The following is a 14056-nucleotide window of genomic DNA, read 5'->3' on the forward strand; positions in this document are numbered from 1 at the left end:
GGAACAAGGAGCCCGTCATGGACGCTATCGCCTCCAAGGAGAACTCCACCACCGGGTACCCTGCCGGGACGGCCTCCACCGATCGGCACACGGACCACGGCCACATCAGCAACAAGGCCTGCGCCTCCGGCGCCGGTGCTACCGCACAGGCGCCAAACGGCACATCCGATGAACAGCAATAACCTGGCGCGGGGCGTAATCGGAAAACATCGATACCGGCTGAACCCGCCGCTGACCGGGCATCTCACCCCGGTGCGGGCCGCGGGGGTGAGTGCGATCGCTCCCGCCCCGGGCTTCTGCCGTCCAAAGGTTAATACAAGGCACTCCGGTAAGACTGGGAGCGTTCCTCACCTTGGCAGTGAAGGTGCCCTTCTGGCCAGGTTAGGGAACCGCCGGGTCCGGGAACGAATTCTATTCGCCCCGAACCCGGCCACCACGAGGAGCTCCCTCCCGATGCTGGTACTCCACTCGGTGTGGTGATCGTGTGCGGGCAGCCCGGGCCTATGCTCGGAAGCAGGGCCGACGTCACGCCGGTTGAATCTCAACCAGCGGTTCCTGCGTTGAATCGAGAGTTTGCACTGTGACGGCCTTGGCCAGACTTAACGCGAGTACGTAGGTCAGCGCGAACGTGTATAGGCGGAGGTCGAAGACCTCCCCGGCGAGCAGCGACAGCACGGTCCGTTCCTGTCCACCGTTCCGCCGACGAGGCCGTTGACGGCTACCAGGAGCATGACTGGGCCAGGTTCTGCCGCAGACCCAGCGTGACGCCGTCTTTTTAGGGGACTGAAAATAGGCGTGTGAGCCGCTGGGCAGATTTCTGGACCATGTGAGCGAGAGCCTCGACATCGAGTTCGGGCAGTCGGAGCCTTGATACGGTCGCGGTGATGGAGCCAGCAATGGCGCCGTCGACGAAGTAGGGGGCACTGACGCCAAAGGCGTTGGTGCGTTCGGTGAGGGGTTCCAGTGCGAGCTTGTCGAGTTCGCTCGGCGGGCGCCGGCGCCGCGCTGCTGGTGGTTGGGCGGCGCGGCCACGGAGGCTTCCTGGGCATGCATCTTGGGTCCGTAAGCTCAGCCTGCGTTTCACACGCTGACTGCCCGGTGCTCGTGGTGCATTCGGACGGTGAGGTGCACGCTGAGGCCAGCCACCGCACACACCGTTTCTGGAAGGGCTCCAAGACCAAGGGCCAGGACCCGTCCAAGCCATAGATCCCGGGCCGTCGTTCCTCTAACGGAAACGCACCCGCAATTCCTTGCCGGTGGCGGTCACCCATGGACGTCGGGCCGGCGCCCGTCGATTACTCCGAGTCGGGCTTCTGTTGCCGATCTCGGATATTCTTCGCGATCTCGTCAATCTTCTCCTTTACGATCTTCCCGGCTTCCGACAGGCTCTTTTCCGCGCTGGTCAGCGGATCCGGCTGCAAGTAGACGTCCTGACCGATGGGCAGATCATACTCATCCTTCAGGTGGGTGCCTCCAGCGACCCCGAGGAGAGCTAAATAGACCCGCCCCTCGGTCTTGGCAATGCCAGCGATAGTGCCGTAAACAACGGTGAATTCATTGGACTGAAAGCTGATCGTCTGGCCCACATGACGCCGATCAAGCTCACCAGCCGGTACGGCCTTCTCAGACTGACTTCCGATGTAGTTCATTGACTGCTCCTAATCGTCGAGGACACGCGTATCGCAGCAGTCTACAAGCCGCAGGATCATCGGCCATAAGGAACGGCCAGGCCTGTCCCTTGCCGTCAAGCTCGCGGGTCAGAAGGCCCGGTACATGGTCCGCTGCGGGCCGGCCTCGCCGCCGAGATACTGGCCCCGGTCCTCGAAACCGGCCTTGCGGTAGGCGGCCTGGCCGGCCGGATTGACTTCATTGACGGAAAGTACGACGCCGGCCTGGTCCCCGCCGAGCGCAGCCGTCAGTTTGGCGGCGGCCCGGACGGCAGCATCGGCGGCGCGGGTTCCGAAGCCCTTGCCCTGGTGCCGCCGGTCAATCAGGAAGCCGCGGAGCAGCCAGACGGACTCATCGTCCGGCCACCCGGCGAGGGTAGCGGCACCGGCCTGCAGCGTCAGCACGCCCACTGCCGCTCCGTTGGAGTCAACCGCAAAGGGGTAGCGGGATTCCTCTTCGAGCGCCACCAGCGTCATCCGCAGCGGATCCCCGACGAACCGGCGCTGGTCCTCCCCCACCTCCAGCTCCGCGATCTCCCCCAGCTTGACGGCGCGGGCGTCGTCGTCGAGGTTCTTCAGCGGGAGCAGCCACACGTTTTCAGCCATGACAGAAGCGTACCCAGTCTGCCGTCGCGGGACCGGGCCGGTGGACTACAGCGCGGCGTCCTTCGGCGGTCCGGCCGGGTCCATCCAGAAGACCTCCCAGAGATGACCATCGGGGTCCTGGAAACTGTGGGTATACATGAACCCGTAGTCCTGGGCTTCCTCGGAGGGCGTGCCGCCCGACGTCAGGGCCGTCCGCACCATCTCGTCGACGGCTTCGCGGCTTTCCACGGAGAACGCCATAATGGCCTCCGCTGTGCTGCTGGCGTCGGCGACCGGCTTGGACGTGAACGTCTGGAAGTACCCCTCCACCAGCAGCATCACAAAGGCGTCGTCGTTGACGATCATGCAGGTGGCATTCTCATCGGTGAAGTCAGGGTTGAAGGAAAACCCGAGCGCGGTGAAAAACTCGACCGTCTTGTCGAGGTTCTGGACAGGAAGATTCAGGAACATTTGCTTGGCCATGGGGCCAAAGTAGCACCGAGGCGGTGGCGTGTCAGCCCTTGCGGCCCGCCGGCAGGTCCCTGCTACTCGGGGGGGCGCCGTCACTGACCGTAAAAAACCCGTTCGAACACACTCCGGGCGCGCCGGCCGAGCCGCAGGTAGTCCTCTTCGAGCGCAGCAGCGTTTCCCTGTCCGTAGCCGCACCACCGCGCCACCGCCTCCAGGTCGCGGCGCGAGGACGGCAGCAGATCCGAGGCCCGGCCGGTCCAGATCACGTTGGCCGACCGGATCCGGCTCGCCAGCCGCCAGGACCGGAGCAGGACTTCGACGTCCGCTTCCGCCAGCAGGCCCAGGCGGGCCGCCGCCTCCAGCGCTTCCGCCGTGGAGGTGGTCCGCAGTTCCGGATGCTTGCCCGCGTGCTGCAGCTGGATCAGCTGGGCCAGCCATTCGACGTCGCTCAGGCCGCCGCGGCCGAGCTTCAGGTGGCGTGCCGGATCCGCTCCGCGGGGCAGGCGTTCGGCCTCGACCCGGGCCTTGACGCGCCGGACCTCCCGCACATCATGCCCGGACAGCTCCTGCGGGTAACGGATCGGATCGATGAGGGCCGTGAAATCGCGGGCCAGCTCGTCGTCGCCTGCCATCGGGCGGGCACGCAACAGCGCCTGGGCTTCCCAGATGAGCGACCACCGCCGGTAGTACTCGGCGTAGGACTCCAGGGAGCGCACCATGGGGCCGCTCTTGCCCTCGGGCCGCAGGTCGGCGTCGACCATCAGCACGCGCTCGGCCAGGATGGCGGGTTTCAGCGGCTGGGTCAGGAGGTTGGAGAGCCGGCCGACAATCCGGGCGGCCTGGTTCTGGGCCTCCTCTTCGGGTACCCCGGGCAGGCCCCGGTGGACGTACACCACGTCGGCGTCCGAACCGTAGCCGATCTCCCGCCCGCCTTGCCGGCCCATGGCGACAACAAGCACGTGCGTCTTGAGCGGCTCCCCGCCCGTGACCATGGTTTCCGCCACACGCAGGGCACCCAGCACGGCAGCGCGGTCGGTGTCGGCGAGGGCGGCGCCGACCTGGTCCTGGTCCAGCAGTCCGGCGCTGTCGGCGATGGCAATCCGCAGGATCTCCCGGCGGCGGATGAGCCGGATCAGGCGCATCGCGCTTTCCGGCTCCGCGTGCCGGGACATCTTCGAAGCGATCTCCTGCCACTGCGCCTCGAAGCTCAGGGGCACGAGTTCCTTGTCTGAGCCGAGCCAGGCCACCGATTCCGGCGACACCTCGAGGAGGTCGGCAATCAGCCGGGAGTTGGCGAGGACGTGGCAGAGCCGCTCGGCGGCCGCGGTCGAATCCCGGAGCAGGCCCAGGTACCAGTGCGTCGTGCCGAGCGCTTCGCTGACGCGGCGGAAGGCGAGCAGGCCGCCGTCGGGATCAACGCCCTCGGCGAGCCAGCCCAGCAGGATCGGCAGCAGTTGCCGCTGGAGTGCGGCGCGGCGGCTGACGCCGGCCGTGAGGGCTTCGATGTGCCGCATGGCGCCCTGCGGGTCGAGATAACCGAGCGCGGCGAGCCGCCCCTGGGCGGCTTCCGGGGTCAGCCGGGCTTCCTCGCTGCTGAGCGTCGCGGCCGTATTCAGCAGCGGGCGGTAGAAGATGCGTTCGTGCAGCTCCCGGACCGAGCGCTTGGTCTTGCGCCAGGAGGCCATCAGGGCATCGGGCTTGGGCCGCTCGCTGGAGAAGGGGCCCAGCACGGCTTTCGCCAGGGCGCGCAGCGCGGCCTCGTGGACCGGCATCAGGTGGGTGCGGCGCAGCTGGAAGAGCTGGATCCGGTGCTCGAGCAGCCGAAGGTAACGGTAGGCCCGGTCGAACTCGGCGGCGTCCGAACGGCCGATGTACCCGCCGGCGGACAGCGCGGCGATGGCGGAGGTGGTGTCCCGGCGGCGCAGCGATTCGTCGGATTTTCCGTGCACCAGCTGCAGCAGCTGGACGGTGAACTCGACGTCGCGCAGTCCGCCGCGGCCCAGCTTGATCTGGCGCTGCTCCTCCTCGGCGGGAATGTGCTCGGTGACCCGGCGGCGCATGGAGCGGACCGATTCCACGAATCCTTCGCGGCCGGCCGAGGACCAGATCAGCGGCGCGACGGCGGCCTCGTACCGGGCCCCGAGCGCGGTGTCCCCGGCAATGGTCCGCGCCTTCAGCAGGGCTTGGAACTCCCAGCTCTCGGCCCATCGGGCGTAGTAGCTCTCATGCGAGGCCAGGGTCCTGACCAGCGGCCCGGACTTCCCCTCCGGCCGCAGGTTGGCATCGACCTCCCAGAGCCCCGGCTCACGGCCCGTCGACATGATCGCCCGCGAGATGCCGGCGGCGAGGGTGGTACCGATGGTGTTGGCACGCGAATCCTCCAGCTCGCCGGATTCGATCACGTAGATGACATCGACGTCGGAAATGTAGTTCAGCTCGCGGGCGCCGCACTTGCCCATGCCGATCACGGCCAGCCCGACGTCGGCCACTTCGGCGGCGCTGAAATGGTCGGCGGCCTCGGCCCGGGACACGGCGAGGGCGGCCTCGATTGCGGCGCCGGCGAGGTCGGCCAGCTCGGCTCCCGCGGCGGGGAGGAAGTCCAGCGGGTCGGCGGCGCAGAGGTCCTTCACCGCGAGCTCGACCAGGCCGCGCCGGTAGGCCGTGCGCAGGGCTTCGTAACCCTCCTGCCCGGACAGTCCGGCGACCGGCCGGGCGGATTTCGGATCGGCGCGCACGGACTGCAGCAGACGGGCGCGGAGCACCGCGGCGTCCGCTGCCAGGGGCTCCGGGCTGGCCGTCACCTCGAAGGCGTCAAGGTGCTCGGGGTGGCGGATCAGGAACTCGCCCAGCGCCTCGGAGGCGCCCAGCACGCGGTACAGCGGTTCACTGGTCTCCAGCTCCGCCGCCGCCAGCTTCCGGAGGGCCGGGTGCTTCTCGATCAGCCGGACCAGCGACTGCAGGGCGGTATCCGGGTTCGCGGCGAGCTGCAGCCCGGCAAACAGGACGTCCTGGTCGAGCCCCGCCAGCTCCGGGGCGGCCAGGAACCGTTCGCCTTTCTCCAGATCACTGAAGCCGGCGGCGATGAGGCGTCGTGCCAGGCTCACCGGGGTCGCCTAAAGGATGCCGAGGTTGCGCTGCAGTTCGTAGGGCGTCACCTGCAGACGGTAGTCCTGCCATTCGGCCCGCTTGTTGCGCAGGAAGTGCTCGAACACCTGCTCGCCGAGGATCTGCGGCATCAGTTCGGATTCCTCCATGGACCGGATGGCGTCGTGCAGGCTGGCCGGAAGCGGGTCGTGGCCCATGGCCCGGCGCTCGGCCGAGCTCAGCGACCAGATGTCGTCCTCGGCCGCGGCGGGCAGCTGGTAGCCCTCCTCGATGCCCTTGAGCCCGGCGCCGAGCAGCACGGCGTAGGCGAGGTACGGGTTGGCCGCGGAGTCGATACCGCGGTACTCGATCCGCGCCGACTGGCCCTTGCCCGGCTTGTACAGCGGCACCCGGACCAGGGCGGAGCGGTTGTTGTGGCCCCAGCTCAGGTAGCTCGGAGCCTCTCCCCCGCCCCACAGGCGCTTGTAGGAGTTCACGAACTGGTTGGTCACCGCGGTGAACTCGGGGGCGTGCTTAAGGATGCCGGCGATGAACTGCCGGGCGGTCTCGGAGAGCTGGAACTCGGCCCCGGCCTCGTAGAAAGCGTTCGTGTCGCCCTCGAAGAGCGAGAAATGGGTGTGCATGCCGGAGCCCGGGTGGGCCGTGAACGGTTTCGGCATGAAGGTGGCGTAGGTCCCCTGCTGCAGCGCGACTTCCTTGATCACGGTCCGGAACGTCATGATGTTGTCCGCCGTCTGCAGGGCATCCGCGTAGCGCAGGTCGATCTCGTTCTGCCCGGGCCCGGCCTCGTGGTGGCTGAACTCCACCGAGATGCCGACCGATTCGAGCATGGTCACGGCGGTGCGGCGGAAGTCCTGGGCCACGCCGCCCGGGACGTGGTCGAAGTAACCGCCCTCGTCGACCGGTACCGGCGCACCGTCGGGCCCCGGCTGCTGGGACTTCAGCAGGTAGAACTCGATCTCGGGGTGCGTGTAGCAGGTGAACCCCATATCCGCGGCCTTGGCCAGGTTGCGCTTGAGCACGTTGCGCGGATCCGCCGCGGAGGGTTCGCCGTCCGGCGTCAGGATGTCGCAGAACATCCTGGACGTTGCCTCCGTCTCGCCGCGCCAGGGCAGGATCTGGAAGGTGGCCGGGTCCGGCTGGGCCAGCATGTCGGATTCGAAGACGCGGGCCAGTCCTTCGATCGAGGAGCCGTCAAAGCCGAGGCCTTCCTCGAACGCGCCTTCCACTTCCGCCGGCGCCAGCGCCACCGACTTCAGCGATCCCACGACGTCGGTGAACCACAGACGCACGAACCGCACGTCGCGCTCTTCGATCGTCCGCAGGACAAACTCTTGCTGGCGGTCCATTGTGGCCTCTTTCCGGTCATTCGTCCGTGCCCCAGGCCCTTCGTGCATGGGTCCCGCAGCTGCTCTCCGTTCACTTTACTAATCATTGGCACCGATTGCTGGCGCGGCCGCCGCGCGTAACACAGCGTTAACATAGGGGCCCCGGACCGGGCGCCCTGCCTCCTGCCCGCGGCCGCACCGCCGCCGCCGGTGTGACGCGATTCACCGGATCCGGGCATGGACCCCGGTAGCTAGCACGCGCGGTATCGCACTACGCTCGTGCCATGGCCACAAGCATCAGCCCCGATCCCAGCACGCCCGCCGAAGTTGCGGCCCCCTACGGCAACGGACCGGCGGCCGGCTCGCCCGCGACGGCTGGCCGCGGGGGCACGTCGCCGTCGGACGCCGGGCGGAAAGCGGTGGCCAGGATCCGCACCCACCACCTCCACCAGGCCAAGCTCAACGGCGAACGCTTCGCCATGCTGACCGCCTACGACCAGTACACGGCGGAAATTTTCGACCAGGCCGGCATTGAAGTCCTCCTGGTCGGCGACTCGGCCTCCAACAACGTCTTCGGCAACGAGACCAGCCTCCCGGTCACCGTGGATGAGCTGATCCCGCTGTGCCGGGCCGTGACGCGCTCGGCCCGGCGCGCTCTTGTCGTGGCGGACCTGCCGTTCGGCAGTTACGAGGTGTCCGCCCAGCAGGCGGTGGCGACCGGCGTGCGCTTCCTCAAGGAGGGACTCGCCCACGCGGTCAAGATTGAAGGCGGCAAGTTCTACGCCGAGACCGTCCGGGCCATGGTCCAGGCCGGGATTCCCGTCATGGCGCACATCGGCTTCACCCCGCAGAGCGAACACGCCCTCGGCGGCTACCGCGTCCAGGGCCGCGCCGACGACGCTCAGCGGCTGATCGACGACGCCGTCGCGCTGGCCGACGCGGGCGCGTTCAGCGTACTGATGGAAATGGTTCCGGCCGAGACGGCCGCCGCGATTGACGCCGCGGTGGCGGTCCCCACCATCGGAATCGGCGCGGGCAACGCGACCACCGGCCAGGTGCTGGTGTGGCAGGACATGGCGGGCCTGCGCGGCGGCAGGATGGCCAAGTTCGTCAAGCAGTATGCGGACCTGCGGACCTCGCTGGGCGACGCCGCCAGGGCCTACGCTGAAGACGTCCGCTCCGGGCAGTTCCCCGGCCCCGAACACTCGTTCTAGGGTTCCCGGCCCGGCGCCGCCCGGCCCAGCGCCGGCAGCGGTCCCTGCCGCTCCGGGCCACGGCCCCTGCTGCCCCGACCTAGTCGTCGTCGTCTTTTTCCCAGGCCTCGTTGCGCGCCCTGACCTTTTCCAGGGCGTGCTCGGCTTCTTCCCGCGTCTTGTAGGGGCCGATCAGCTGGCTCCAGTCGGACAGGGCGTCCTCTTCAACCTCGTGCGTGTTGACGTTGTACCAGTACTCGGGCATCGCTGCTCCTCTTGTTCCGCCGTACTTTCCGGAGTTGTTTTCCGGCGTTGTTTTCCGCAGTTGTTTTCCGGCCGTGTTTAACGGCCGGAGGCCGCTCCTTATATGATCAATCTATGCCTTCACTTGCCTCGACTGCACCCATCGGCACCCTGGTCCCGGGAACAGTCAGCCCACAGCTTTCCGTACCGGCGTCCATCCCCCGGCCCGAATACGTGGGAAAGCCGGCACCGGCCAAGTTCACCGGGTCAGAGGTCAAGACGGCGGAGACCATCGAGAAGATCCGGATCGCGTCACGGATCGCGGCCCAGGCGATCGTGGAGGTCGGAAAGCACATCCAGCCCGGTGTCAGCACGGACCAGCTGGACCGGGTGGGCCACGAGTTCCTGCTGGACCACAAGGCCTACCCGTCCACGCTCGGCTACCGCGGCTTCCCCAAATCGCTGTGCTCCTCGCTGAATGAGGTGATCTGCCACGGCATCCCGGACAGCACCGTCGTCCAGGACGGCGACATCCTCAACATTGACATCACCGCCTTCATCGGCGGCGTGCACGGCGACACCAACTACACCTTCCTGGCCGGCAACGTCGACGAGGAATCCCGTCTGCTCGTCGAGCGCACCCAGGAATCGCTGAACCGCGCCATCCGTGCGGTGGCGCCCGGCCGCGAAATCAACGTGATCGGCCGGACCATCGAGTCCTACGCCCGGCGCTTCGGCTACGGAGTGGTCCGCGACTTCACCGGGCACGGCGTCGGCGAGGCCTTCCACACGGGCCTGATCATTCCGCACTACGACGCCGCCCCCGCCTACAACACCGTGATGGAGGCAGGTATGGTCTTTACGATTGAACCCATGCTCACCCTCGGCACCGTCGACTGGGATATGTGGGCCGACGATTGGACGGTGGTGACCCGGGACCGCATGCGCACCGCCCAGTTCGAACACACGCTGCTGGTGACCGAGTCCGGCGCCGAGGTCCTCACCCTCCCCTGAGCCCTTCCCCCTGAGTCCTGCCCCATCCCAGCGGACCCCGGTCTTCCGCCGGCCCTGGGCCGCACCTTTCCTAGCCCGCCCCCTGCCACGAACGGAATCACATTGCCCAAGAAGGACGAGAAGTCGAAGAAGAACTCCCTGCTGATCGGCATTGACATCGGCGGCACCGGGATCAAGGGCGGGATCGTCGATCTGAAGAAGGGCAAGCTGGTGGGCGACCGGCTCCGCGTGCCCACCCCGCAGCCATCCACTCCTGAAGCTGTTGCCGAAGTCGTGGCGCAGGTCGTCACCGAGCTGTCCAAGCGTTCCGACGCCCCGGACGCGGACGCCCCGGTCGGCGTGACCTTCCCGGGCATCATCCAGCACGGTGTCGTCCACTCGACGGCGAACGTTGACCACGCCTGGCTGGGCCTCGACATCGATGCCCTGCTCACGGCCCGGCTGGGCCGCCCCGTCCAGGTCATCAACGACGCCGACGCGGCCGGCCTGGCCGAGGCGCGCTACGGCGCCGGCGAAGGCGTGGCAGGCACCGTGCTGGTCATCACCCTCGGCACCGGGATCGGTTCGGCCTTCATCTTCGACGGCAAGCTCGTTCCCAACGCCGAGCTGGGCCACCTGGAAATTGACGGATTCGACGCCGAGAGCAAAGCCTCGGCCGTGGCCCGTGAGCGTGACGGACTGAGCTGGGAAGAGTACGCCGTGCTGCTGCAGCGGTACTTCTCCCATGTCGAGTTCCTCTTCTCCCCCGAACTGTTCATCGTCGGCGGCGGCATCTCCAAGCGCGCGGACGAGTACCTGCCGCGGATGAAGCTCCGCACGCCGATTGTCCCGGCGGAGCTGAAGAACGACGCCGGCATCGTCGGTGCCGCCATCGAGGTCGCGCTGACGCACAAACTGGCCAAATAGCACCAAGGCTGCCCCGGCGTCGGCGACCCGACGCCGGGGCAGCCTTGTTCGACGCCGCCGGGGCGCTGGGTCCACTGGTGGCCGTCGTCAACAATGCGGCGCCGTGCTGCCGGGGTCCGGCGGCAGATAGCGTCTTGGTTGGTGCCGGTGGTGGCCGCGGCTTCCCCTCCGCTGCCACCACCGGAGTCTTTTGGTCCGGCTCCCGGGAACGGGGGCTAGAGCGGACTCTTCTCGGAGCTCTTGCCCTCCAGGCCCTTCGAGCCGGCCTCGTGGCGGAGCAGCGAGATGGCGGCTTCAAAGTCCTCGAGGGATTCGAAGGCCTGGTACACACTGGCAAAGCGCAGGTAGGCCACCTCGTCCAGCTTCTGCAGCGGGTTGAGGATGGCGAGACCGACCTCGTGGGCCTCGATCTCCGCCGCGCCGGAGGCACGGATGGCCTCTTCGACCTCCTGGGCAAGCATGGCGAGGTCATCTTCGGTCACGGGACGGCCCTGGCAGGCTTTCCGGACTCCATTGATGACTTTGCTGCGGCTGAACGGCTCGCCGACACCGGAGCGCTTGATCACGGTCAGGCTGGTGGTCTCCACGGTCGTGAACCGCCGGCCGCATTCGGGACACTGCCGGCGGCGCCGGATGGCTGATCCGTCGTCCGCGATCCGGCTGTCCACCACGCGGGAATCAGGGTTACGGCAGAACGGGCAATACACGTGTTTCCCTCCCCTGTCGCACGCAAGCCTGGACTGAACGCTGGACTCGCTGGATTCACTGGCCTTGCTGCTGCCGGAACGGTCGCCGGCAGCTAGCTCTCACCATCAGTTTACGACTAGATGTAGCTGAATAACAAGCCTGTAATTACTATATGTAGTGGTCAGGCGCCGTTTCCGAACCTTGCCGTGACGGCCTCGCCATGCGCTGGCAAATCTTCCGCCCCGGAGAGGCTCACGATGTGGGCGCTGACCTGTTCCAGTGCCGCACGGCTGTAATTGACGACCTGGATGGCGCGCAGGAAAGTCGTGACGTTCAGTCCGGAGGAGAAGGCGGCCGTGCCGCTGGTGGGCAGCACATGGTTGGACCCCGCACAGTAGTCCCCCAGGCTGACCGGGCTGTAATCGCCGACGAAGATGGCCCCGGCATTCCGGATCCGTGCGGCCACGCGGGCGGCGTCCGCGGTCATGATTTCCAGGTGCTCCGCGGCGTAGGCGTCACAGACGGCGATCCCCTGCTCCAGGTCGTCCACCAGGACAACACCGGACTGCGGGCCGGAGAGGGCCTCACGGACCCGCACGCTGTGCTTGGTCCCGGCTGCCCGGCGTTCCAGCTCCTCGCGGACGGCTGCCGCGAGCTCCGCGGAATCCGTGATGAGTACGGAGGCAGCCTGGGGGTCGTGCTCGGCCTGGCTGATCAGGTCAGCGGCGACGAGGTCCGGCCGGGCGGTGGCATCGGCCAGGATCGCGATTTCGGTGGTGCCGGCTTCGGAATCGATCCCCACGACGCCCTTCACGAGGCGTTTGGCCGTGGCGACGAAGATGTTGCCCGGACCCGTGACCACATCCACGGGGTCCAGTCCGGCATCGGGCCCGGACTCAGTCCCGGAGGCCGGGACGCCGTAGGCGAAAGCGGCAATGGCCTGGGCACCGCCAATCGCGTAGACCTCCTCGATGCCGAGCAGGCAGGCGGCCGCGAGGATGGTGGGGTGCGGCAGACCGCCGAAGTCCTTTTGCGGCGGTGACGCCAGGGCAATGGATTCGACGCCGGCTGCCAGGGCCGGGACAACGTTCATGACCACCGAGGACGGATACACCGCAAGGCCGCCGGGGACGTAGAGACCCACCCTGCCCACCGGGACCCAGTTCTGGCTGACGACGGCACCGTCGCCCAGTTCGACGTCGGTGTCCGCCGGGCGCTGGGCGTCGGCGAAACGGCGCGCCCGCCGGATGGACTCTTCCAGTGCTGCCCGCACGGCGGGATCGAGGCCGGCAAGCGCTGCCTGCAGGGCCTCTGCCGGGACCCGCGGATGCTCCTGCTCGACGCCGTCGAACCTCAGCGCCAGCTCACGGAGGGCTTCGAGGCCGCGGCTGCGGACCGCCGCGATGATGCTGAAGACCTTTTCTTCCGCGTCGGCCATGGTGCCGGTCTGCGCCCGCGGCACGGCGGCGCGGAGGCCGGCCAGGGACAGCCGCTGGCCACGCAGGTCGACCGTGCGGAAAGTCAGGTCGGCGGCGGCCGGGGGCACAGGGCTCTCAGGTGTAAGGGTCACCCGTCCATTTTACGTGCCGGTCCGCGGTCTCCGGACGCTGTTACGCCAAAGGATCCCCGGAGGCCGGCTTCTTCGGGGCCACGGAGAACCTGCCAAGGAAGATGGACAGCGCGACGGCGGCCGGCCAGATCACCAGGACGGCGTAGGAGCGCAGCGAAAACGCAATGCTGGCGTTGCTCGAGGTGTCCTCCGGCGCGCCCCACCAGAGGCCGCACAGCACGCCGGTTCCCCAGGCAAGGAGCGCTCCGAACGCCCCGGCGGCAACCGCCAGGACGACGTCCTTGGACGACGGCTCCTGATGCTTGGTGCCGGCCGCCAGTGCCCCGGCGATGCAGCCGGCAAGCAGGAACAGCCCGGCCAGCATCAGGTCCCGCGGGAGCCGCGCGTCCGGATTGCTGCCGTTGCGAAGCGCCGGGTCGCCCGAAAGGATGTTCAGCCCCGAGGGCGCCAGCACCCACCAGAGCAGTCCCACCGGCACTCCGGCAGCGGCGATGGCTGCTGCCCTGCGCAGGCCCGTGCTGCTGGCCCCACGGCCTTGGACCTGGCGCCCGCGACGGTGTTCGCCGTGGCCCGGGCGCTGGACCGGGACGTGTACTGCAGGCTCTGTCATGCAACAAACCTTAACAAGCTTTTGGGCCGGCCGGCCGCATGGCAGCGTGCGTTCCCGGATGACGGTCCATGACGGCGGCAGGTAAACAAGTACCGCGGCCTGTCCGGGAGCAATACGCTGGCAGGGTAGAAACATTCCGCACGGGCAGCAGGGAGTTGGATCGCAGTGGCCTCAGACGACGGAGCCTTCGAAGGAACGTTCAAGGAAATGTTCCGCCGGCATGCGGCAGGTGTGGCGATCATCACCGCCAACTACAATGGCGTGCCGTTCGGTTTCACCGCGACCTCGGTGGCCTCGCTTTCGGCCAAGCCCCCTCGGTTCACCTTCAACATGGCGCGCACCTCCAGTTCCTGGCCGGCGGTGGCCAATACCACCTACATCGGGGTGCACATGCTCGGGCTGGAGAACCAGGAGCTGGCCGACCGTTTCGCCAGGACCCGCGACCGCTTCGAAGGCGACCACTGGGAGATGGGACCCCACGAGGTTCCTGTCCTGAAGGACGTCGCGGGCTGGCTGATCGGCAAGGTCCAGATGCGGCTCTCCTTCGAGAACAACGCGGTGGTGGTTGTCGAGGTGGTGGAAGGCGAGGTCGGCGACGACGGCGCTCCCCTGCTCTACCACTCCGGCGCCTACAGCCAGCCGGTCCCGCTGGACTACGAGATCTGAACCCCGGGCAA

15 protein-coding genes and 1 pseudogene are annotated in these 14056 nt (G+C 67.8%); 6 read left to right on the forward strand and 10 right to left on the reverse strand.

The annotated features are described in order from the left end of the window. The first annotated feature begins 17 nt into the window (after positions 1-17). Entirely contained in the window at positions 18-182 is a 165-nt protein-coding gene (locus QFZ69_RS12875; RefSeq protein ID WP_306918703.1) for a hypothetical protein, read from the forward strand. A gap of 343 nt (positions 183-525) precedes the next feature. Here the strand turns inward: QFZ69_RS12875 and QFZ69_RS12880 are convergent, their stop codons facing one another. After that, on the reverse strand, positions 526-675 hold the full coding sequence (locus tag QFZ69_RS12880; protein WP_306918705.1) for a hypothetical protein: 150 nt from the start codon (positions 673-675) through the stop codon (positions 526-528). Positions 676-999: 324 nt separating this feature from the next. Between QFZ69_RS12880 and QFZ69_RS12885 the strand changes: the two are divergent. Beyond that, a pseudogene (locus QFZ69_RS12885) lies at positions 1000-1206 on the forward strand (universal stress protein); the annotation flags it as partial. Between the two features lie 89 nt (positions 1207-1295). Here QFZ69_RS12885 and QFZ69_RS12890 read toward each other — a convergent pair. The 5 genes from QFZ69_RS12890 to glnA all read right to left on the reverse strand — a co-directional run bounded on the left by QFZ69_RS12890 (position 1296) and on the right by glnA (position 7177). Beyond that, positions 1296-1649, reverse strand: coding sequence for a hypothetical protein (locus QFZ69_RS12890; protein ID WP_306918706.1), 354 nt, complete (start codon positions 1647-1649; stop codon positions 1296-1298). Positions 1650-1757: 108 nt separating this feature from the next. Continuing rightward, positions 1758-2273, reverse strand: a complete 516-nt coding sequence (locus QFZ69_RS12895; protein ID WP_306918707.1) for a GNAT family N-acetyltransferase — start codon at positions 2271-2273, stop codon at positions 1758-1760. A 45-nt stretch (positions 2274-2318) separates the two neighbouring features. Next, positions 2319-2735 carry a VOC family protein gene (locus tag QFZ69_RS12900; protein ID WP_306918708.1) on the reverse strand — a complete coding sequence of 139 codons (417 nt, stop codon included), beginning with the start codon at positions 2733-2735 and terminating at the stop codon, positions 2319-2321. 80 nt (positions 2736-2815) lie between these two features. Continuing rightward, the gene (locus tag QFZ69_RS12905) at positions 2816-5827 is read right to left on the reverse strand and encodes a bifunctional [glutamine synthetase] adenylyltransferase/[glutamine synthetase]-adenylyl-L-tyrosine phosphorylase (RefSeq protein ID WP_306918710.1); all 3012 of its coding nucleotides are present in this window, start codon (positions 5825-5827) and stop codon (positions 2816-2818) included. 9 nt (positions 5828-5836) lie between these two features. Then, entirely contained in the window at positions 5837-7177 is a 1341-nt protein-coding gene (gene glnA, locus QFZ69_RS12910) for a type I glutamate--ammonia ligase (protein WP_306918712.1), read from the reverse strand. A gap of 263 nt (positions 7178-7440) precedes the next feature. On the opposite strand from glnA, the gene panB reads away from it, so the two are divergent. Continuing rightward, positions 7441-8370, forward strand: a complete 930-nt coding sequence (panB, locus tag QFZ69_RS12915; protein WP_306918713.1) for a 3-methyl-2-oxobutanoate hydroxymethyltransferase — start codon at positions 7441-7443, stop codon at positions 8368-8370. Between the two features lie 79 nt (positions 8371-8449). On the opposite strand, the gene QFZ69_RS12920 is transcribed toward panB, so the two are convergent. Further along, positions 8450-8614, reverse strand: a complete 165-nt coding sequence (locus tag QFZ69_RS12920; RefSeq protein WP_306918714.1) for an SPOR domain-containing protein — start codon at positions 8612-8614, stop codon at positions 8450-8452. 113 nt (positions 8615-8727) lie between these two features. On the opposite strand from QFZ69_RS12920, the gene map reads away from it, so the two are divergent. Both map and ppgK read left to right on the forward strand, forming a co-directional pair. Then, complete coding sequence (map, locus tag QFZ69_RS12925) at positions 8728-9606, forward strand: type I methionyl aminopeptidase (protein WP_306918715.1); 879 nt, start codon at positions 8728-8730, stop codon at positions 9604-9606. A gap of 102 nt (positions 9607-9708) precedes the next feature. Further along, positions 9709-10512 carry a polyphosphate--glucose phosphotransferase gene (ppgK, locus tag QFZ69_RS12930; RefSeq protein ID WP_306918717.1) on the forward strand — a complete coding sequence of 268 codons (804 nt, stop codon included), beginning with the start codon at positions 9709-9711 and terminating at the stop codon, positions 10510-10512. A gap of 215 nt (positions 10513-10727) precedes the next feature. Here the strand turns inward: ppgK and nrdR are convergent, their stop codons facing one another. The 3 genes from nrdR to QFZ69_RS12945 all read right to left on the reverse strand — a co-directional run bounded on the left by nrdR (position 10728) and on the right by QFZ69_RS12945 (position 13379). Further along, positions 10728-11219 carry a transcriptional regulator NrdR gene (gene nrdR, locus QFZ69_RS12935; protein WP_306918718.1) on the reverse strand — a complete coding sequence of 164 codons (492 nt, stop codon included), beginning with the start codon at positions 11217-11219 and terminating at the stop codon, positions 10728-10730. Between the two features lie 161 nt (positions 11220-11380). Then, positions 11381-12769: a histidinol dehydrogenase gene (hisD, locus tag QFZ69_RS12940; protein ID WP_306918719.1), complete on the reverse strand. Its 1389-nt coding sequence runs from the start codon at positions 12767-12769 to the stop codon at positions 11381-11383. Between the two features lie 40 nt (positions 12770-12809). Continuing rightward, positions 12810-13379: a hypothetical protein gene (locus QFZ69_RS12945; protein WP_306918720.1), complete on the reverse strand. Its 570-nt coding sequence runs from the start codon at positions 13377-13379 to the stop codon at positions 12810-12812. Positions 13380-13586: 207 nt separating this feature from the next. On the opposite strand from QFZ69_RS12945, the gene QFZ69_RS12950 reads away from it, so the two are divergent. Continuing rightward, a complete protein-coding gene (locus tag QFZ69_RS12950) occupies positions 13587-14045 on the forward strand; it encodes a flavin reductase family protein (protein ID WP_306919678.1) in 459 nt (152 codons plus the stop codon). The last annotated feature ends 11 nt before the right edge of the window (positions 14046-14056 follow it).

The organism is Arthrobacter sp. V1I7 (assembly GCF_030817015.1).
Classification (GTDB): Bacteria; Actinomycetota; Actinomycetes; order Actinomycetales; family Micrococcaceae; genus Arthrobacter.

What these genes read in the sequence shown, in the direction of transcription:
- QFZ69_RS12890 (WP_306918706.1), bottom strand. Translation starts at nt 1,649, where the DNA reads ATGAACTACATCGGAAGTCAGTCTGAGAAGGCCGTACCGGCTGGTGAG.
- QFZ69_RS12900 (WP_306918708.1), bottom strand. Translation starts at nt 2,735, where the DNA reads ATGGCCAAGCAAATGTTCCTGAATCTTCCTGTCCAGAACCTCGACAAG.
- QFZ69_RS12950 (WP_306919678.1), top strand. Translation starts at nt 13,587, where the DNA reads ATGTTCCGCCGGCATGCGGCAGGTGTGGCGATCATCACCGCCAACTAC.
- QFZ69_RS12895 (WP_306918707.1), bottom strand. Translation starts at nt 2,273, where the DNA reads ATGGCTGAAAACGTGTGGCTGCTCCCGCTGAAGAACCTCGACGACGAC.
- QFZ69_RS12875 (WP_306918703.1), top strand. Translation starts at nt 18, where the DNA reads ATGGACGCTATCGCCTCCAAGGAGAACTCCACCACCGGGTACCCTGCC.
- QFZ69_RS12945 (WP_306918720.1), bottom strand. Translation starts at nt 13,379, where the DNA reads ATGACAGAGCCTGCAGTACACGTCCCGGTCCAGCGCCCGGGCCACGGC.
- glnA (WP_306918712.1), bottom strand. Translation starts at nt 7,177, where the DNA reads ATGGACCGCCAGCAAGAGTTTGTCCTGCGGACGATCGAAGAGCGCGAC.
- panB (WP_306918713.1), top strand. Translation starts at nt 7,441, where the DNA reads ATGGCCACAAGCATCAGCCCCGATCCCAGCACGCCCGCCGAAGTTGCG.
- QFZ69_RS12920 (WP_306918714.1), bottom strand. Translation starts at nt 8,614, where the DNA reads ATGCCCGAGTACTGGTACAACGTCAACACGCACGAGGTTGAAGAGGAC.
- map (WP_306918715.1), top strand. Translation starts at nt 8,728, where the DNA reads ATGCCTTCACTTGCCTCGACTGCACCCATCGGCACCCTGGTCCCGGGA.